Origin of the sequence: Burkholderia sp. BCC0398, assembly GCF_902833245.1 — a bacterium.
GTDB classification, from domain to species: domain Bacteria; phylum Pseudomonadota; class Gammaproteobacteria; order Burkholderiales; family Burkholderiaceae; genus Burkholderia; species Burkholderia sola.
The window spans coordinates 105202-124296 of the sequence record NZ_CADFEM010000018.1 but is presented as its reverse complement, the minus strand read 5'-3'; the positions used below and the strand labels follow the sequence as shown (position 1 = coordinate 124296).

The 19095-nt window shown below is 66.1% G+C and carries 20 protein-coding genes; 5 read left to right on the top strand and 15 right to left on the bottom strand.

The window, feature by feature from the left end; genetic code table 11:
- Positions 1–278 precede the first annotated feature (278 nt).
- The 4 genes from HWX76_RS31205 to HWX76_RS31190 all read right to left on the bottom strand — a co-directional run bounded on the left by HWX76_RS31205 (position 279) and on the right by HWX76_RS31190 (position 3977).
- Positions 279–908 carry a riboflavin synthase gene (locus HWX76_RS31205; protein ID WP_050011612.1) on the bottom strand — a complete coding sequence of 210 codons (630 nt, stop codon included), beginning with the start codon at positions 906–908 and terminating at the stop codon, positions 279–281.
- A gap of 14 nt (positions 909–922) precedes the next feature.
- Positions 923–2044: a bifunctional diaminohydroxyphosphoribosylaminopyrimidine deaminase/5-amino-6-(5-phosphoribosylamino)uracil reductase RibD gene (gene ribD / locus HWX76_RS31200; protein ID WP_176016857.1), complete on the bottom strand. Its 1122-nt coding sequence runs from the start codon at positions 2042–2044 to the stop codon at positions 923–925.
- Positions 2045–2059: 15 nt separating this feature from the next.
- On the bottom strand, positions 2060–3343 hold the full coding sequence (gene hemL / locus HWX76_RS31195; protein ID WP_124556071.1) for a glutamate-1-semialdehyde 2,1-aminomutase: 1284 nt from the start codon (positions 3341–3343) through the stop codon (positions 2060–2062).
- 181 nt (positions 3344–3524) lie between these two features.
- Positions 3525–3977: a hypothetical protein gene (locus HWX76_RS31190; RefSeq protein ID WP_012328082.1), complete on the bottom strand. Its 453-nt coding sequence runs from the start codon at positions 3975–3977 to the stop codon at positions 3525–3527.
- A gap of 247 nt (positions 3978–4224) precedes the next feature.
- Between HWX76_RS31190 and HWX76_RS31185 the strand changes: the two genes are divergently transcribed.
- The gene (locus tag HWX76_RS31185; protein WP_176016856.1) at positions 4225–5442 is read left to right on the top strand and encodes a Bcr/CflA family multidrug efflux MFS transporter; all 1218 of its coding nucleotides are present in this window, start codon (positions 4225–4227) and stop codon (positions 5440–5442) included.
- 59 nt (positions 5443–5501) lie between these two features.
- On the opposite strand, the gene HWX76_RS31180 is transcribed toward HWX76_RS31185, so the two are convergent.
- The 8 genes from HWX76_RS31180 to zwf all read right to left on the bottom strand — a co-directional run bounded on the left by HWX76_RS31180 (position 5502) and on the right by zwf (position 11544).
- Positions 5502–5933 carry a type VI secretion system amidase immunity protein Tai4 gene (locus HWX76_RS31180; RefSeq protein ID WP_089488240.1) on the bottom strand — a complete coding sequence of 144 codons (432 nt, stop codon included), beginning with the start codon at positions 5931–5933 and terminating at the stop codon, positions 5502–5504.
- A gap of 103 nt (positions 5934–6036) precedes the next feature.
- Entirely contained in the window at positions 6037–6393 is a 357-nt protein-coding gene (locus tag HWX76_RS31175; RefSeq protein ID WP_176016855.1) for a DUF1493 family protein, read from the bottom strand.
- Complete coding sequence (locus HWX76_RS31170) at positions 6393–6824, bottom strand: STM2901 family protein (RefSeq protein ID WP_060313020.1); 432 nt, start codon at positions 6822–6824, stop codon at positions 6393–6395. Before HWX76_RS31170 ends, HWX76_RS31175 begins: the two co-directional genes overlap by 1 nt.
- A 15-nt stretch (positions 6825–6839) precedes the next feature.
- The gene (locus HWX76_RS31165; protein ID WP_176016854.1) at positions 6840–7067 is read right to left on the bottom strand and encodes a hypothetical protein; all 228 of its coding nucleotides are present in this window, start codon (positions 7065–7067) and stop codon (positions 6840–6842) included.
- A gap of 117 nt (positions 7068–7184) precedes the next feature.
- The gene (locus tag HWX76_RS31160; protein WP_176016853.1) at positions 7185–7361 is read right to left on the bottom strand and encodes a hypothetical protein; all 177 of its coding nucleotides are present in this window, start codon (positions 7359–7361) and stop codon (positions 7185–7187) included.
- 38 nt (positions 7362–7399) lie between these two features.
- Entirely contained in the window at positions 7400–9328 is a 1929-nt protein-coding gene (locus HWX76_RS31155; protein ID WP_050011605.1) for a bifunctional transcriptional regulator/glucokinase, read from the bottom strand.
- Positions 9306–9986: a 6-phosphogluconolactonase gene (pgl, locus tag HWX76_RS31150; protein WP_176016852.1), complete on the bottom strand. Its 681-nt coding sequence runs from the start codon at positions 9984–9986 to the stop codon at positions 9306–9308. The genes HWX76_RS31155 and pgl overlap by 23 nt, the downstream gene beginning before the upstream one ends.
- A gap of 88 nt (positions 9987–10074) precedes the next feature.
- On the bottom strand, positions 10075–11544 hold the full coding sequence (zwf, locus tag HWX76_RS31145; RefSeq protein WP_089488243.1) for a glucose-6-phosphate dehydrogenase: 1470 nt from the start codon (positions 11542–11544) through the stop codon (positions 10075–10077).
- Between the two features lie 431 nt (positions 11545–11975).
- Between zwf and HWX76_RS31140 the strand changes: the two genes are divergently transcribed.
- The 4 genes from HWX76_RS31140 (at position 11976) to ugpC (ending at position 16378) form a co-directional block, all read left to right on the top strand.
- A complete protein-coding gene (locus HWX76_RS31140) occupies positions 11976–13223 on the top strand; it encodes an ABC transporter substrate-binding protein (RefSeq protein WP_089488244.1) in 1248 nt (415 codons plus the stop codon).
- A gap of 138 nt (positions 13224–13361) precedes the next feature.
- The gene (locus tag HWX76_RS31135; RefSeq protein ID WP_011544827.1) at positions 13362–14300 is read left to right on the top strand and encodes a sugar ABC transporter permease; all 939 of its coding nucleotides are present in this window, start codon (positions 13362–13364) and stop codon (positions 14298–14300) included.
- Complete coding sequence (locus tag HWX76_RS31130) at positions 14290–15147, top strand: carbohydrate ABC transporter permease (protein ID WP_011544828.1); 858 nt, start codon at positions 14290–14292, stop codon at positions 15145–15147. Before HWX76_RS31135 ends, HWX76_RS31130 begins: the two co-directional genes overlap by 11 nt.
- 112 nt (positions 15148–15259) lie before the next feature.
- Positions 15260–16378 carry a sn-glycerol-3-phosphate ABC transporter ATP-binding protein UgpC gene (ugpC, locus tag HWX76_RS31125; RefSeq protein WP_050011602.1) on the top strand — a complete coding sequence of 373 codons (1119 nt, stop codon included), beginning with the start codon at positions 15260–15262 and terminating at the stop codon, positions 16376–16378.
- Positions 16379–16481: 103 nt separating this feature from the next.
- Here ugpC and HWX76_RS31120 read toward each other — a convergent pair whose 3' ends face one another.
- The 3 genes from HWX76_RS31120 to trxB all read right to left on the bottom strand — a co-directional run bounded on the left by HWX76_RS31120 (position 16482) and on the right by trxB (position 18969).
- Positions 16482–17105, bottom strand: coding sequence for a trimeric intracellular cation channel family protein (locus HWX76_RS31120; protein ID WP_176016851.1), 624 nt, complete (start codon positions 17103–17105; stop codon positions 16482–16484).
- The gene (locus tag HWX76_RS31115) at positions 17092–17871 is read right to left on the bottom strand and encodes a Smr/MutS family protein (RefSeq protein WP_050011601.1); all 780 of its coding nucleotides are present in this window, start codon (positions 17869–17871) and stop codon (positions 17092–17094) included. Before HWX76_RS31115 ends, HWX76_RS31120 begins: the two co-directional genes overlap by 14 nt.
- 135 nt (positions 17872–18006) lie before the next feature.
- Positions 18007–18969 carry a thioredoxin-disulfide reductase gene (gene trxB / locus HWX76_RS31110; RefSeq protein ID WP_050011600.1) on the bottom strand — a complete coding sequence of 321 codons (963 nt, stop codon included), beginning with the start codon at positions 18967–18969 and terminating at the stop codon, positions 18007–18009.
- Positions 18970–19095 lie beyond the last annotated feature (126 nt).

Below are 19095 nucleotides of genomic sequence, written 5' to 3'. Positions count from 1 at the left end.
CGGCGCGTCGTACGTGGCGGCATGGAAACCGCTGTCGACGCATCTTAGCGCGGCGGCATGACCCGTGCGCGTCGTTGGCTGTTCGGCCAGGTGTCGGCCGGCCGGACGGGCATCGAGCGAACGCGATCACGATGCTGTCGCTTCGGACCGCCGACGGGGTGGCCCGGCACGAAGCAGGGCGGGAGCAACGCTCGGCGGAGCGACGGGGCTGCGGCGACGCCGAGGCAACGAGGCCGAACCGTCAGCCGTCATTTCATATATGGGACGGCGTTGCCCGATCAGTCCTGATGCACGCCCTGCGACGCCGACAGCATCCGCTCCACATACCGCGCGATCATGTCGACTTCAAGATTGACCTTGTCGCCAACCTTCACGTGACGCAGCGTCGTGACCTCGACCGTATGCGGAATGAGATTGATCGAGAATTCGCACCCGTCCGCGCGGTCGTCGACCGTATTGACGGTCAGGCTCACGCCGTTCACCGTGATCGAGCCCTTGTACGCGAGATAGCGGCCGAGTTCGCGTGGCGCGACGATCCGCAGTTCATGCGACTCGCCGACCGGCGCGAAGCGCGTGACGGTACCGAGGCCGTCCACATGGCCCGACACGATATGCCCGCCGAGGCGATCGTGCGCGCGCAGCGCCTTCTCGAGGTTCACTTCGCCGGGCTGCGCGAGGCCGACCGTCCGGTTCAGGCTTTCGCGCGACACGTCGACGTCGAAGGTGGCGTCGGTCTTTTCGATCACCGTCATGCACGCGCCCTGGATCGCGATGCTGTCGCCGAGCGCGACATCGGCCAGGTCGAGCCCGCCGGCCTGCACGGTCAGGCGCACGCCGGCATCGGCCGACGTGCCGAGCGGGGCGATCGTTTCGATGCGGCCGACGGCCGCGACAATTCCGGTAAACATCGTGACGATTCCGTTCAGTGAGAGGCGTCGGGCAGCGCGACGCGCGCGAGGATCCGCAGGTCGTCGCCGATCCGCTCGAACCCGTGGAACGACAGCCGCGTGCGCGCATCGAGGCTGGCCGGCGCGGCGAGATCGAACATGCCGGCCGCGTCGGCGCCCAGCAGGCTCGGCGCCAGATATACCAGCAATTCGTCGACGCAGTGCTCGCGCAGCAGCGAACCGTTCAGCTTGTGGCCGGCCTCGACGTGCAACTCGTTGACGCCGCGCGCGCCGAGCGCCGCCAGCATCGCGGGCAGGTCGACCTTGCCGTGCGCATTCGCGAGCGGCACGATTTCCGCGCCGCGCGACTTCAGCACGTTCGCGCGGACTTCGCCGGCGGCGTCGAGCCGGCCGCAGAAGATCAGCAGCGGCGCGCCTTCCAGCAGCCGCGCGTCGAGCGGCAGGTCGAGGCGGCTGTCCACGAGGATGCGTTGCGGCTGGCGCGGCGTGTCGATGCCGCGCACGGTCAGCAGCGGATTGTCCTCGCGCACTGTGCCGATGCCGGTGAGGATCGCGCACGCGCGTGCGCGCCACGCGTGGCCGTCGAGGCGCGCGGCCTCGCCGGTGATCCACTGGCTTTCGCCGGACGGCAGCGCGGTGCGGCCATCAAGCGATGCGGCGGTCTTCATCCGCACCCACGGGCGGCCGCGCGTCATCCGCGACACGAAGCCGATGTTCAGTTCGCCCGCTTCATGCGCGAGCAGCCCGCAGCGCACGTCGATGCCCGCGTCGCGCAGCATCCCGAGGCCGCGCCCCGACACCTGCGGATTCGGGTCTTCCATCGCCGCGACGACCTTCGCGACGCGCGCGTCGATCAGCGCGTTCGCGCACGGCGGCGTGCGGCCGAAATGGCTGCACGGTTCGAGCGTCACGTAGACGGTCGAGCCCGCGACGTCGTAGCCGCGCGAACGCGCATCCTTCAGCGCCTGCACTTCCGCGTGGTCCTGGCCGGCGGGCTGCGTGAAGCCTTCGCCGATCACGTCGCCGTCCTTGACGATCACGCAGCCCACGCGCGGATTCGGCGCGGTCGTGTACATGCCGCGCGCCGCGAGCGCGAGCGCGCGCTGCATGTGGGCGAAATCGGTATCCGAGAACATGCGCGCGGCCCCGGGTCAGGCAGCGAGTGCCGCGAACGCGCGGCGTGCGGCCGCGAGCGTCGCGTCGATCACCGCGTCGTCGTGCGTGCTCGACACGAAGCCGGCTTCGTACGCGGACGGCGCGAAGTACACGCCCTCGTCGAGCATCAGGTGGAAGAAGCGGTTGAAGCGCTCGGTGTCGCTCTTCGTGACTTCCGCGAAGCTGGTCGGCACGCGCTCGGCGAAGTACAGGCCGAACATCGCGCCGATCGAGTCGGCCGCGAACGGCACGCCGGCCGCGCGCGCTTCGGCCGCGAGGCCGTCGGCGAGCCGCTTCGTCTGCGCGGTGAGCGCGTCGTAGAAGCCGGGCGCCTGGATCAGTTGCAGCGTCTTCAGGCCCGCGGCGACCGCGATCGGGTTGCCCGACAGCGTGCCGGCCTGGTAGACGCCGCCGAGCGGCGCGAGGTGGGCCATGATGTCGCGGCGGCCGCCGAACGCGGCAGCCGGCATCCCGCCGCCGATCACCTTGCCGAGGCAGGTGAGGTCGGCCGCGATGCCGTAGTGCGCCTGCGCGCCGCCGAGCGCGACGCGGAACCCGCACATCACCTCGTCGAAGATCAGCACGGCGCCGTGCTTCGTGCACAGCGCGCGCAGCGCGTTCAGGAATTCGGGCGTGCCGCGTACGAGGTTCATGTTGCCGGCGACCGGCTCGACGATCACCGCGGCGATTTCGTCGCCGAACGCGCCGAATGCTTCTTCCAGCGCGGCGACGTTGTTGTATTCGAGGACGGTCGTGTGCTTCGCGATGTCGGCGGGCACGCCGGCCGACGTCGGGTTGCCGAACGTCAGCAGGCCCGAGCCGGCCTTGACCAGCAGGCTGTCCGCGTGGCCGTGGTAGCAGCCCTCGAACTTGACGATGCGGCTGCGGCCCGTGAAGCCGCGCGCGAGACGCAGCGCGCTCATCGTGGCCTCGGTGCCGCTCGACACCATCCGCACCTGCTCGATCGACGGCACGAGCTTGCAGATTTCCTCGGCGATCTCGATCTCGGCTTCGGTCGGCGCGCCGAACGAGAAGCCGTCGGCGAGCACGTTCTGCACGGCCGACAGCACTTCGGGATGGACGTGGCCGACGATCATCGGGCCCCACGAGCCGATGTAGTCGATGTACTGCTTGCCGTCGGCATCCCAGAAATACGGGCCTTGCGCGCGCGCGACGAAACGCGGCGTGCCGCCGACCGAACGGAACGCGCGCACCGGCGAGTTGACGCCGCCGGGAATGGTCTTCTGGGCGCGTTCGAAGAGGATCTGATTGTTGGACATGAGCGAAACCTGCGAGAGAAGGGCGCGGGGGCCTGTGCACGGGCCGCGGCGCCTGGGCGGAACGATCGTCTGATTGTACCGGAGACACGCGCGGCAGGCCCGCCGGGCGGTCTGCGGCCTTTCGGCGCGCGAAGGGGGGCGCCTAAGCGGGAAGGCGGCCCCGATTCGAGCCGGTTTCCGCCTATCGCGGCGGCTTGCGCTTGCCGGTCAGTTCGGCCCAGCGCTTTTCGAGCGGACCTTCGACCATCGGCTTGATCGACGTGCCGGAACTCTGCGCGTCCCACGTCTGTACCGAGTACGGATGCACGCGCAGCGCGTCACGCGGAATCACGACGTCCTGATGCGCGTCGACGAGCCAGTCGTACACGAAGTCGATGCACAGCCGGTAGCCGCGCTTGGTCGACGGATCGGGCACCTCGTACGGCGCGCGCGTCACGTAGCCGGAGCCGAACACACCTTTCGGTTCCTTCGCGACGCGGTGCAGGAACACGCGGTCGCCCGGCAGGATGCCGCGCGCGAAGCCGCAGCCCCACACGTCATGCACGGCCTCGCCGGCCTTCACGCGCGCGGCGACGTCGGGCAGCTCGGGCCATGGCCATTTCTTGGGGCTCCAGATCAGCAGGAAAGCGGTCATCGGTTCGGTCGTACGTCGAATGGGTCAGACAAGAGAGGCAAGCAGCAAGCTTAATCGAATCCACCCGCGCGCTCGTTCGGCGGGCGACGAGCGCGGGCGTGTTCCTGGCCGCCGCGGCATGCAGCCCCGGGGCAGGCAAAAAAGTTGCGCGTACAATCATGGGCCTGAGCGCGCCGCTTGCGGCGCGGCCTCCCGTCTTCACCGCCACGCGCGCCCCGATGCGCGCGGGCTCCCATTCCGGATACCCATGTCTCACGTCGTCCGGCGCCGGCCCGATGCCCGGCTGATCCTGTTGCTCGGTGCGCTCGCGGCCTGCGGGCCGATCGCCACCGACATGTACCTGCCAAGCCTGCCGTCGATCGCCGCCGGCTTCTCCGTGAGCCCCGGCGCCGCGCAACGCACGCTGACGAGCTTCATGGCCGGCTTCTCGATCGGCATGCTGCTGTACGGCCCGCTGTCCGACACGTGGGGCCGCCGCCCCGTGCTGCTCGGCGGGATCGCGCTGTTCACGCTCGCGAGCATCGGCTGCTTCGTGTCGGGCTCGATCGACATGCTGATCGTCGTGCGTTTCCTGCAGGCGCTCGGCGCCGGCGCCGCGTCGGTGCTCGCGCGGGCGATCGCGCGCGACGCGCACGAGCCGAGCGACGCGGCGAAGGTGCTGTCGATGGTCGCGATCGTCACCGCGGTCGGGCCGCTGCTCGCGCCGCTGATCGGCGGCCAGATCCTGCGTTTCTCCGGCTGGCGCGGCGTGTTCGTCGTGCTGGCCGTGTTCGGCGCGCTATGCGCGACGACCGCGTACTTGCGCGTGCCCGAAACCTGGCCGAAGGAGCGGCGCAAGAGCGCGGCCGTGCTCGCGTCGTTCGCGTCGTACGGGCGCATCCTGTCCGACCCCGTCGCATGGGGGCACATGCTGTGCGGCGGGATGGCGTTCGCGTCGATGTTCTCGTACATCACCGCGACGCCGTTCGTGTACATCGAGTATTTCCACGTGTCGCCGCAGCACTACGGGCTGCTGTTCGGGCTGAACGTCGTCGGGATCATGATCGGCAACTTCGCGAACACGCGGCTCGTCGGCCGCATCGGCTCGCTGCGCATCATTTCGGCCGCATCGCTCGTGAGCTGCATCGCGTCGCTCGCGGTCGCGTTCGTCGCGCTGACGGGGTTGGGCGGGCTGTGGTCGATCGTCGTGTGCCTGTTCTTCGTCGTCGGCGTGGTCGGGATCCTGTCCGCGAACTGCACGACCGATCTGATGCACCGCTATCCGCACAACGCGGGCGCGTCGGCGGCAGTGTTCGGCGCGATGCAGCTGGCGCTCGGTGCGCTCGCGAGCGTCGTGATCGGCGCGCTCGCGGACGGCACGCCGTTCGCGATGGGCGTGACGATCGGTGTTACCGGCGTGCTGTGTTTGGTCGGACGTTATCTCGTGCTGCGCTGGCATGGACGGCCTGTGCGGGTCGGGGCTTGAGCAGCGCGGCGAAACTGGCGGAGGAGGGCGGTCGACGGGTTTGAACTTCCCCCTCTGCATCACTTTGAACGGCCTGATGAGCGATTGTCGAGTCGATAGCTGCGCTTCGGGTTGATCACGAATCGCCTGACTTCGGTCTCGAGTTCCTGGCTGTGATACAGATCCAGGCATTTCAAAAAATCAAACCTCACGCCCTTGATTTCGGACTCGACGACCGGATTGCGATAGTCGCGTGCAAGAAAACGATTGACCAGCGATTTGCCCGTGTCGGGGTTCCGTTCCAGATCGAAGTCGGTCCAATCCATTAGTGCACTGGCGCTGCTTCCCGCGTCCATCGCAGCGGACGGTTCATTCCGATAAGCGGTCGCGACGCATTCGGCGAGCACCATGTCCTTGTAGTTCTGCGCGTAGGTTCGGGCGCCGGCTTGTGGCGACGACGACGTATCCGTGGCGTGGCTGGGTTGTGCCGCGAACATCAGGGCCCAGAACATCACACACCGGAGCAGTGGATTTTGTCTGATGGCAGACCCCAGAGGTATGCACAGATCCAACACATCGCCTAAAAGATGAACCGGTCTATGTGGCTAGGAGCAATCAGCGCGGTAGGCTTTCCAAGCGCTGATTGCTCCACTCTCCATCCAAAATAGCCTGATAGAGCATGCCTAGAGTCAATGGTACTTTGTCATATTTTTTTCGGCGTTTTCTGGAGAAAGCCATCCGCGCCACTTCAATCAAGCTAAAGCCCTCTCCTGAGAAGTAGCGATTGAACTCAAAATCTCCAACTTGCACTGGAAATTTATCGAAGAAGCGCTCCATAAACTCGACCGCATCGTCGCCAGTGATATCCAAATCACCCTCGACGGCATGATCTTTTGTGAGATTTTTTTTGGGGCTGACACCGGCCTCCTTTCTCACGAAATCCTCAAACTCGTCCCATGTAAACTGGCTCATCAGAACACCTTGTCCTCAGGCTTAACAAGCGCGTTATAGCGCGACACGGAACGAATGCTGATCATCGTGACATCCTTGGCAGCAATGACCCACCCAACGACAGGAACTGCGCGCCCAACGAAAACCCCAATGTTTCTTACCAGAATGAACTTCAAGCGCTTGACGCTGGCATTGGTCAACGTTGGGAGGATTTTCTTCTTCAAATCGTAGTCCAGATACTTGCGACTCAATATCGACGCAACAGAAGTCCCCGGCGTGGTACCAAAGGGCTTTGCTCGTGTTGGCATCCAATTTTGACCGGCCACAATGGCAACCACTGCTGCTACATCGTCAACACCAAGTTCCTTGCATGTCTCATCGATAAAGATAAGGAAAAACAGTTCCATTGGCGTGAGATCTCGATGTGTACCAAAGGCATAGGTATTGTTCATTATAGTATTCCTCTCTCAGGCTATCGACGAGGCTGAAACCTCGAAGAGAACGATCCCGTGCCTATTGTCCAGGGTGCTGCCTTCCAGCGAAGGCGGGAATTTGATCACTTCTGCTTTGTCACATCGCTGGATATTGGTGGCCACGTTGCCACCAATCGTCAAGGCAACTTTCTCCGCGGAATTTATCGGCGCGTAAATGCGCATTGCTGCTGCCCATGCGGCTGAAAAACGTGGTCTAGGCATATCCCTCTCCGCAAACTGGATGAACGTGATGCTGTCGAAGCCAATCGGGGGTTCTGTGAGAAACGTGTCATTTCTCGCGTCGGACCGGGATGGCTGCATCACGCGGAGTGAAGGAAGTTACCGAGCCTGGGCAACTCCTGACAATTGGACTTGTTCGAAATAGGAGCGTGTACGAACGTATGACGTCACGCGCAGCCATAGGTAGAAGGCATCGTCGATACCTGCCGAGCCGCTGTTGTTCGCGCCGATGCCGATCATGCAAAACACCCCGAACGCCGGGCCTGAATCCAGCATTCGGGGTGTCGTTCACCGAGGCGTTTTTTACCGCTGCGTCAATCCCGCGCGACGTCCTTCGCCGCCGGCGAAGCCCCATGGCTGAGCCAATCGAGCACGTCGGCCGTTTCGTCGTCGCTGGCGCGTGCCCGCGCCTGCGCGACGGCCTCCGGCAGCTCGCCGTTGGTCGACGCGCGACGAATCGCAACGCCGACCGCGAGAATGTCGATCATCAGCAGATGCAGGACCCGCGAGATCATCGACAACTGCGACTCGCGCATCTCGATGTGATCGGTCTCGAGCGCGACGGTCGCGCGCTTCGCGAGCGGCGTGTTGCTCGACGTGATCGCGATCACCTTCGCGCCGGCCTGCATCGCGACGTCGAGCACGCGCAGCAGTTCGGGCGCGCGCCCCGACTTCGACACCGCGACGATCACGTCGCCCTTGCCGAGCAGCGCGGCCGACGCGGCCTGCATGTACAGGTCGCCGTACGCGATCGTCGGGATTCCGAAGCGGAAGAACTTGTAGTGCGCGTCCTGCGCGACGATGTTCGAGTTGCCGAGCCCGTAGAACTCGATGCGGCGCGCGCCGTTCAGGATCTCGATCGCGTTCTCGACGTGCTCGAAATTCAGGTGCTCGCGCAGTTGCAGGATCGCGGACACCGTGTTGTCGAGCACCTTCGCGCCGAAGTCGGTGGCCGTATCGCCGAGATGCACCTGGCTGTGGCTCATCGGAATCGTGCCGGTGAGACCGGTCGCGAGCTTCAGCTTGAAATCCGACAGCCCCTGGCAGCCGAGCGAGCGGCAGAAGCGGATCACGGTCGGCTGGCTCACGTCGGCCTTGCGCGCGATGTCGACGATCGGATCGTTGATGATCGAGCGCGGATGGTTCAGCGCGAGATCGGCGACGCGGCGCTCGGCCGGCGTCAGCGCGTCGCGCATCTGGCGGATCCGCTCGAACACGGCCGACGACGCACCGCCCGAACGGTTCGACAACTGTTCCGCGAGGATCGCCGATACGCCGAGGAACGCCGGGTATTCGGCGGTGATCAGGTAGGTCGGGATGTTCTCGAGGTAGTGCGTGAAGCGGCCCTTCGCCTCGAAGCGCGCGCGGAACGACGAGCGCGTGAACAGCTCGCCCAGCTTCAGTGCGACGCCGCCGCCGATGTACACGCCGCCGAGCGCGCCGAGCGTCAGCGCGACGCTGCCCGCGAACGCGCCGAGAATCCCGCAGAAGCATTCGACCGTCTCGAGCGCGAGTGCGTCGCCCGCATGTGCGCGCTCGACGATCTCGACCGTGTCGACGGATGCGGCCACCCGCTTCTTGTCGCGCGCGGCGAGCGCACGATAGATGATCTCCATGCCGGGGCCCGCGCACACGCGCTCGAACGACACGTGCGGAAACTTCTTGCGCGCGTATTGCAGCACGAGATCCTCGCGCTCGTCCTGCGGCGCGAACGAGGCGTGACCGCCTTCGCTGCCGAGCGCGATCCAGCGGTCGTCGGCCGGAATCAGGCCCGACACGCCGAGCCCGGTACCGGGCCCGAGCAGCCCGATCACGCTGTTCTGGCGGCGCGCGCCGCCGCCGACCTGCACGCGCTGCGCATCGGTCAGGCCCGGCAGCGCCATCGCGAGCGCGGTGAAGTCGTTGACGACGAGCAGCGTGTCGAAGCCGAGCGCGCGGCGCGTCGCCTCGATCGAGAAGCTCCAGTCGTGATTGGTCATCGTGACCTGGTCGCCGTCGACCGGGTTCGCGATCGCGATCGCCGCGTGGTTCACGCGGCTGATCTTCACGTCCTTCAGATACTTGCGGATCGCGTCGGTGATTGTCGGATAGTCGGCGCCGGGATAGACGCGAATCTGCGTGATCTCGCCCGGGCCGGTTTCCAGCGCGAAGCGCGCGTTGGTGCCGCCGACGTCCGCGAGCAGGCGCGGGCCGTCGGCATGCTGACCCGCGACGACCGCCTTACTTTGCGCACCAGTAGACATCGAGCTGGGTCCCCTTGTCGTTGGCCAGTTGGGAAATCGCGTTCTTCCGCAGCGACGCGGCCGCGGCGTCGAGCACGTCGCGTTTGCGCTCGCCCGCGATCAGCAGGAACAGCCGGTCGACGCGCTTCAGCGCATCGAGCGAATAGCTCACGCGCGCATGGGGCGCGGCGCCCGGATGCACGGCGACGAAGCGCTCGGGCGTCGTGATCGCGTGGTCCCATTCGGGCGCGTCGGCGAAGATCGACGCGGTGTGGCCGTCCTCGCCCATGCCGAGCACGGCGACGGTCGGCACGCGGTAGTCGGCGTTCGCGTTGAGCGCGGCGACGTGCGCATCGAGCGTGGTGCGCGTGTCGACGAGCGGCAGGAAGCGGGCAGGGGCCGCCGCGTGTTGCAGCAGCGTGTCGCGCACGAGTTGCGCGTTGCTGGCCGCGTCGTCGTCCGGCACCCAGCGGTCGTCGACCAGCGTGACGTCGACGCTGGCCCAGTCGAGCGTCGCGTGCGACAGCGTATGCAGGAACGGGCGCGGGCTGGTGCCGCCGGACACCGCGAGCGTCGGGCGCGCGGGGCGGGCGAGCGCCGCGCGCAGCGCTTCGCCGACGGCGCGCGCGAGCGCTTCGCTTTGCGCTTCCTGGGTGTCGAAAGCGTGGATCTCGATCACATCTCCTCCGGACTGCTTTGTCTGTTCAAATCGTACGAATCGTGATGCACGTTGCCGCGTACGGTGGCGTACGCCGCAACGGTTTGGTTCAGTTTTCTTCTTCGAGCCAGCAGGTGTCGTGCTGCGCGAGCATCGCGCTCGACGCGGCCGGCCCCCACGTGCCCGCCGCATACGGCTTCGGCGGCTTCAGCGTGCGCGTCCATTCGTTCAGGATCGGCTCGACCCACTGCCATGCGGCTTCCTGTTCGTCGCGACGCACGAACAGCGCGAGCCGGCCGTTGATCACGTCGAGCAGCAGGCGCTGGTACGCCTCCATCTGCCCTTCCTTGAAGAACTGGTCGAACGCGAGGTCGAGGTGCACGCTCGCGAGGTTCATCCCTTCGCCCGGCTGCTTCGCGAGGCAGTACAGGCGGATCGTCTCGTTCGGCTGCAGCCGGATCACGAGACGATTCGAACCGGGGCGCAGCGCGGTCGGCCCCAGCGCCGAATGCGGTACCGGGCGGAAGTTGACGACGATCTCCGCGACGCGGTCGGCCAGACGCTTGCCGGTGCGCAGGAAGAACGGCACGCCGGCCCAGCGCCAGTTCTCGATCTCGACCTTCAGCGCGACGAAGGTTTCGGTCTGGCTGTCGGGCTTCACGCCCGGCTCGGTCGCATAGGCCGGCACCTGCGCGCCCTTGATCACGCCCGCATGATACTGGCCGCGCACGGCAACCTTGCCGATGTCGCGCGGGTCGACCGGCTTCAGCGCGCGCAGCACGCGCAGCTTTTCGTCGCGCACCGAGTCGGAATCCATCGAGTGCGGCGGCTCCATCGCGACGATCGACAGCAGCTGCAGCAGGTGGTTCTGCACCATGTCGCGCAGCGCGCCCGTATTGTCGTAGAAATCGCCACGCGCCTCGACGCCGAGCTCTTCCGCGATCGTGATCTGGATGCTCTCGACCCATTCGCGGCGCCACAGCGGCTCGAACAGCGCATTGCCGAAGCGCAGCGCGAGCAGGTTCTGTACCGGCTCCTTGCCGAGGTAGTGGTCGATCCGGTAGATCTGGCCTTCCGCGAAGATCTCGCCGACCGCGTCGTTGATCGCGTTCGACGATTTCAGGTCGTAGCCGAGCGGCTTCTCGAGCACGATGCGCGCGCCTTCGTTCAGGCCGACCGCCGCGAGCGCCTTGCAGATCGGCACGAACAGCGACGGGCCCGTCGCGAGATAGAACACGCGGATGCCGGGCAGCGAGGCGACCGCGTCGCGCAGCACGACGTAGTCCTCCGCGCGGCCGAGATCGAGGTTCACGTACTCGATGCGGTCGAGAAACGACTGCCATGCCGCGTCGTCGAATGCATCGCCGGCCGCTTTCGCCGCATGCGGCTTCACGTGCGTGTCGACCCATTCGAGATAGGCCGCCCGATCCGATTCGTGTCGCGCCACGGCGACGATCCGGCCGCCCGTCGCCAGCATGTTCGCGCGATGCGCTTCGAACAGCGCGGGCAGGATCTTGCGCATCGACAAATCGCCGGTGCCGCCGAAAAGTACGAAGGTAAAGCTGGAATCGGTATGCATGTGTCTCCGCCGTGTTGGGGGTGCCCGGAAGCGATCCGTAGTGCGATAAAAATATTTTTGACACTGAATTGTAGTTTAACTACAATCCGCCGCAAGGGGTAGCACCTGGGTGAAGAAAAAAAGAAGTGCGGTCGATGAACTGCGCGAGCTTCGCCTTCGGGAGCGCCTTGTGCCGAATGTTATCGGACATTGGCGGCGCGCACCGTTGGCGCGCCGTCGGCCCCGGGCTCGCGTCGCATCATCGCGGCGGGCCAGAAACACAAAGAGGAGACACGCCGTTGAATCTCGATTCACGCTTTCTGTAAGAGCCCGGCCGGTCATCGGCCCCGTACGCTGCATGCGTCCCGCGGCTCGATTTCCCCGTCGTTATCAAGAAGCCGGTTCCCGGTCAGGGAACCTCACGAGTTGATTCAGTCTGGAGGAGATAAGTAATGAAAGTTCGCTCGATCATGGGCGCGCTCTGCGCCGCAGGCCTGATGGCTGGCGCCGTGGCGGCGCAGGCAGCCGAGAACGTAACCGTGCTGCACTGGTGGACCTCGGGCGGCGAGTCGAAGGCCGTCGGCGTGCTGAAGGACGACCTGCAGAAGCAGGGCTACGTGTGGAAGGACTTCGCGGTCGCGGGCGGCGCCGGCGCCGCGGCGATGACCGCGCTGAAGACCAAGGTGATCAGCGGCGATTCTCCGTCGGCCGCGCAGATCAAGGGCCCGCTGATCCAGGACTGGGCCGACCAGGGCGTGCTCGTCAACATCGATTCGGCCGCCGGCGACTGGAAACAGAACCTGCCGCCGGAAATCGACAAGATCATCAAGTACAAGGGCCATACCGTCGCCGCGCCGTTCTCGGTGCACCGCGTCAACTGGCTGTACATCAACAAGGCCGCGCTCGACAAGGTCGGCGCGAAGGTGCCGACCACCTGGCCTGAATTCTTCGCGGTGGCCGACAAGCTGAAGGCCGCAGGCATCCAGCCGGTCGCGATGGGCGGCCAGCCGTGGCAGGACCTGACGCTGTGGGAAGACGTCGTGCTGTCGCAGGGCCCGGCGTTCTACAAGAAGGCGCTGGTCGACCTCGACCAGGCGACGCTGACGTCGCCGCAGATGCTGTCGGTGTTCGACACGGTGCGCAAGATCCAGGGCTACTTCGACAACGGCCGTAACGGCCGCGACTGGAACCTGGCGACCGCGATGGTCATCAACGGCAAGGCCGGCATGCAGTTCATGGGCGACTGGGCGAAGGGCGAGTTCGAGAACGCCGGCAAGAAGGCGGGCAAGGACTACGTCTGCGCGCCGGTGCCGGGCACCGCGAATTCGTACACGTTCAACGTCGACTCGTTCGTGTTCTTCCAGCAGAAGGGCGAGAAGAACGCGACGCCGGGCCAGCTCGCGCTCGCGAAGACGATCATGACGCCGGACTTCCAGGAGCAGTTCAGCCTGCTGAAGGGCTCGGTGCCCGTGCGTCTCGGCGTGAAGATGGACAAGTTCGACGATTGCGCGAAGAAGTCGTATGCCGACGAGCAGACCGCGATCAAGTCGGGCGGCTTCGTGCCGTCGCTCGCGCACGGCATGGCGCAAGGCGACGCGACCGCCGGCGCGATCACGGACGTCGTGACGAAGTTCATGAACTCGCAGCAGGATTCGAAGAGCGCGGTCGCCGCGCTCGCGAAGGCCGCGAAGGTCAAGTAACGCGCGCCAGGCGCCCGGCCGGACACGCTTCATCGGCCGGGCGTTTTTGCATGTGCAGCAAACGGGCTCGCCCGCGGGCCCGTGCCGTACCCGGCGCCGGCCCGGCCTGCGTCGCCCTCGTTCCAGGAGTCGAATCAAGTGGCTGCCCCTCTTAGCGGAAACGGATCCGGCGCTGCCGCCGCACGGCGTACGTCGCCGATGTCGGCCTTCGCCGATCGCTGGATCCCGAAGCTCGTGCTCGCGCCGAGCGTCGCGATCGCCGTGGTGTTCATCTACGGCTTCATCCTGATTACCGGCTATCTGTCGCTGACCCGCTCGCGGCTGTTGCCCAACTACGAATTCGACGGCTTCGGCCGTTACACGGACCTGTTCCAGAACGACGTGTGGTGGACCTCCGCCGCGAACCTCGGCTGGTTCGGGATCCCGTTCATCGCGATCTGCGTCGGGCTCGGCCTGTTCCTCGCGATCCTGCTCGACCAGCGGATCCGCAACGAAGGCGCGCTGCGCGCGATCTTCCTGTACCCGATGGCGCTGTCGTTCATCGTGACCGGCACCGCATGGCAGTGGATCCTGAACCCGGGCCTCGGCCTCGAGAAGGTGATGCACGACTGGGGCTGGACCAGCTTCTCGTTCGGCTGGCTCGACGATCCGGACAAGGCGATCTTCTGCGTGGTGATCGCGGCCGTGTGGCAGTCGACCGGCTTCGTGATGGCGCTGTTCCTCGCGGGGCTGCGCGGCGTCGACGGCGAGATCTTCAAGGCCGCGCAGGTCGACGGCGCGACGCTGCCGACCATCTACCGCAAGATCGTGATCCCGAGCATGCGCCCGGTGTTCTTCTCGGTGCTGCTGATCCTCTGCCACATCACGATCAAGACCTTCGACCTCGTCGTCGCGCTGACGGCGGGCGGCCCGGGCACGTCGTCGTCGCTGCCGGCCATGTTCATGTACACGTTTTCGTTCAACCGCGGCCAGCTCGGGCTCGGCGCGGCGTCCTCGGTGATGATGCTCGCGACCGTCGTCGCGGTGCTGGTGCCGCTGATGTATATGGAATCGAGGAGCACCCGCAATGCAGCCTAAGATGACGATCAGCCGGGCAGTGATCTATGCGGCACTGATCCTGTTCGCGCTGTATTTCCTGTTCCCGATCTACGTGATGCTGTCGACGTCGTTCAAGGACCTCGACCAGCTGCGCACCGGCAACCTGCTGACGCCGCCCACCACGTGGACCGTCGACCCGTGGGTGAAGGCATGGAGCGGCGCCTGTACCGGCGTGCGCTGCGACGGCATGAAGCCATTCTTCCTGAACTCGCTGCAGATGGTGATTCCTGCCGTGCTGATCTCTTCGCTGATCGGCGCGTTCAACGGCTACGTGCTCACGCACTGGCGCTTTCGCGGCGCCGACGCGCTGTTCACGATGATGCTGGTCGGCTGCTTCATCCCGTTCCAGGTGATCCTGCTGCCGATGGCGCGCCTGCAGGGGATGCTCGGCCTCGCGAACACGATTCCGGGCCTCGTGTTCGTGCACGTCGTGTACGGGATCGCGTTCACGACGATGTTCTTCCGCAACTTCTACGTGAGCGTGCCGGCCGAACTCGTGAAGGCTGCCCGCATCGACGGCGCCGGCTTCTTCACGATCTTCACGAAGATCCTGCTGCCGGTGTCGCTGCCGATCTTCATGGTGTGCCTGATCTGGCAATTCACGCAGATCTGGAACGACTTCCTGTTCGGGATCGTGTTCTCCGGCGTCGATTCGATGCCGATCACGGTCGCGCTGAACAACCTCGTCAACACGTCGACGGGCGTGAAGGAATACAACGTCGACATGGCCGGCGCGATCATCGCCGCGCTGCCGACGCTGCTCGTCTACATCGTCGCCGGCCGCTACTTCGTGCGCGGGCTGACGGCGGGCGCGGTGAAGGGGTAGGCGCGGCGTTATCCGATACGACGAACCGGCCGCGCACCACGCGCGGCGCATCGAAACGAACCCGACGCGGCGCCCGAGTGCGCCGCGCGAGACGAGACAGAGGATTCACAGCATGGCAAGCCTTTCCATCCGTGACGTGTACAAGACCTACCCGAACGGGGTGCCGGTCCTGAAGGGTGTCGACATCGAGATCGAGGACGGACAGTTCCTGATCCTGGTCGGCGGCTCGGGCTGCGGGAAATCGACGCTGCTCAACATGATCGCCGGGCTCGAGACCGTCACGAGCGGCGAGATCTGCATCGACGGCAAGGTCGTCAACGACCTGTCGCCGAAGGATCGCGACATCGCGATGGTGTTCCAGTCGTACGCGCTGTATCCGTCGATGACGGTGCGCGAGAACATCTCGTTCGGCCTGAACATCCGCAAGGTGCCGAAGAACGAGCAGCAGCAGATCGTCGACCGCGTGTCGGCGATGCTGCAGATCCAGCACCTGCTCGACCGCAAGCCGGGCCAACTGTCGGGCGGCCAGCGCCAGCGCGTCGCGATGGGCCGCGCGCTCGCGCGCGATCCGTCGCTGTTCCTGTTCGACGAACCGCTGTCGAACCTCGACGCGAAGCTGCGCATCGAGATGCGCGCGGAAATCAAGCTGCTGCACCAGCGTCTCGGCACGACGATCGTCTACGTGACGCACGACCAGATCGAGGCGATGACGCTCGGCGACCGGATCGCGGTGATGAAGGACGGCGTGGTCCAGCAGTTCGGTGCGCCGCAGGAGATCTACGATTCGCCGTCGAACCTGTTCGTTGCGGGGTTCATCGGCGCGCCGCCGATGAACTTCATCAACGGCAAGCTGGTCGAGCAGGGCAGCGGGATCGCGCTCGAGATCGACACGGGCCTCGCGCGCAGCGCGCTGATCCTGCCGTTCGACGCGGCGAAACTGAAGTCGCACGTCGGCCGCGAGGTGATCCTCGGCCTGCGTCCGGAGCGCATCACCGACGCGCGCAACGCACATCACGGCGAGACGTCGAAGCTGCAGCCGATCGACGTGCGCGTCGACGTGACGGAGCCGACCGGCCCGGACACGCACGTGTTCGCGCAGGTGAACGGCAAGCGGATCGTGAGCCGCGTGCATCCGGCCGCGAACCCGCAGCCGGGGCAGACGCAGTCGCTGCTGTTCGACGTGTCGAAGGCCGTGCTGTTCGATCCGGCGTCGGAAGAGCGGATCGCGTGACGCGACGCTTGCGCTGAACGAAAGGCAAAGGGGCCGTTTCGATGAACGGCCCCTTTTTCGTTTCCGCGATGCGGATGATTCGTCCGCGGATGCGTCGGTCAGGTCAATGCGGCAACCGCACGTCGAACTTGAACGTCGCGAGCCGCGCGACGAGGATGAAGCCGGTCGCGAGCAGCACGCTGTACACCGAGTCGACCTGCAGCCACACGAGCAGCAGGTAGAACCAGCAGCCGACGAACGCGCAGGTCGCGTACGGCCGCGAATCGCGCAGGATCAGCGGGATATCGTTGCACAGCACGTCGCGGACGATCCCGCCGACCACGCCGGTGATCACGCCCATCATCACCGCGATGAAGCGCGGCATCTCGGCGTCGAGCGCGATCGACGTGCCCGAGATGCTGAAGATGCCGAGCCCGATCGCGTCGGCGATCAGCAGCAGCCGTTCGGCCGACAGCCGCGACAGCATGCGCATCACGAACGGCGCGAACAGCGCGAGCACGAAGATCGCGATCACGTAGTCGTCGTGCACGACCCAGTAGAACGGCCGGCGCTCGAGCAGGATGTCGCGCAGCGTGCCGCCGCCGAAGGCGGTCGCGAGCGCGACGACGAACGTGCCGACCGAGTCGAGGCGGTTCTTGCGCGCCTCGATGAACCCCGAAATCGCGAAAGCCAGCGTAGCGATCGCCTCCAGTATCGCGATCGCGAGCGTCAGCCTAGGATGCGGCACGCGGCCCCCGGTCGGCCGGCGCCGCGTGCGGCTGCAGCAGCACCAGCACCGCGCCCGCGCCGCCGTCGTGGCCGCGCGCCTCGCAGAATGCGATCACTTCTTCCTTCTGCACGAGCCACGCGCGCACCTTGCCTTTCAGCACCGGCTCCTTGCCGATCGAGCCGAGCCCCTTGCCGTGGATCACGCGCAGGCAGCGCAGCCCTTTCTTGCCGGCTTCGCGGATGAATTCGGCGAGCGCATCGCGCGCTTCGTCGCGCCGCATCCCGTGCAGATCGATCTGCGCCTGCACGATCCATGCGCCGCTTCTCAGCTTGCGCACGACGTCGCGGCTGATGCCGGGGCGGTGGTAATACAGCGAGTCGTCGCTGTCGAGCAGCGTCTCGGGATCGAATTCGTCGGACAGCGTTGCGTTCAGCACGGCTTCCTCGTCGCGCTGCGTCTGTTTCGGCACCGGGTCGGGCGGCATGCGGCCCGACGACGCGCGCGGCGGCGCGTTCAGCGGCCGGATCGTGCCGATTTCGTTGCGGAACAGGTTCGCGTCGGCTTCCGCCTTGCGCTCGGCCTGCACGGTTTCGATGCGCGCGCGCTCGCGCCGATCGGCTTCGCCTTGCAGCGACTTGCGCAATGCGCCGAGGCCCGCGAGGCCCTGGCCGCGCAACGCGGCCGCATCGGGCGCGGGCGGCGGCGCGGCGGGCGCCGCGGTCACGGGACGGGCAGCGATCTTCCGCTTCGCGGGATCGCTCGGATGGGGCTGGTTCTTCGCCATGATTCGGTAACGGGGCAGGCGCGTTCGGGCGCGCGGGCAGAAAAAAGCCGCTGCGCGGCGGCAGCGGCTTTCCGGTCGAGCCCGCTTCGCGGCAGCGGACGCCATTGTAGCGCCCGCCGCGGCAAGGCTCCCGGCTTACTTCTTGTCGTGCAGGCTTTCGAGGTAGCGCTGCGCGTCGAGCGCGGCCATGCAGCCCGTGCCCGCACTGGTGATCGCCTGGCGGTACACGTTGTCCTGCACGTCGCCCGCGGCGAACACGCCCGGCACGCTCGTCGACGTCGCGTTGCCTTGCAGGCCGCTCTTCGTCAGGATGTAGCCGTCCTTCATCTCCAGCTGGCCCTGGAACAGGTCGGTGTTCGGCTTGTGGCCGATCGCGACGAACACGCCCTGCACGTGCAGGTCTTCCGTCGCGCCGGTCTTCACGTTCTTGATACGCAGGCCCGTGACGCCCGATTCCTCGCCCGTCACTTCGTCGAGCACGTGATCCCACTTGATGTCGACGACGCCTTCCTTTTGCTTCTCCAGCAGGCGGTCGATCAGGATCGGCTCCGCGCGGAACTTGTCGCGGCGGTGGATCACCGTGACCTTCTTCGCGATGCCGGTCAGGTAGAGCGCTTCCTCGACGGCCGTGTTGCCGCCGCCGATCACCGCGACTTCCTGGTTGCGATAGAAGAAGCCGTCGCAGGTCGCGCAGGCCGACACGCCCTTGCCCATGAACGCTTCCTCGGAGGCCAGGCCGAGATACTGCGCGGACGCGCCGGTCGCGATGATCAGCGAATCGCACGTGTATTCGCCCGAGTCGCCGATCAGCCGGATCGGCTTTTCGTGCAGCTTCGCGGTGTGGATGTGGTCGAAGACGATTTCGGTGTTGAAGCGCTCCGCGTGCTCCTGGAAGCGCGCCATCAGTTCCGGGCCTTGCACGCCCTTCGCGTCCGCCGGCCAGTTTTCGACATCGGTCGTGGTCATCAGCTGGCCGCCCTGCGCGATGCCGGTGATCAGCACCGGGGACAGGTTGGCGCGTGCCGCGTAGACGGCAGCCGTGTAGCCGGCGGGGCCGGAACCGAGAATCAGGACTTTGGCGTGTTTGGGCGTGGACATGTGCGAATCCGTAAAAGGCGGCTGCGGCGGGCGGGATAAGGCTCGCCGGACGGTCCGGGTTGACCGGGATGCCGTCATAGATGGGTATCAGACGCGCATTATAAAGGCCCCGTTGCTGCGCTGCCG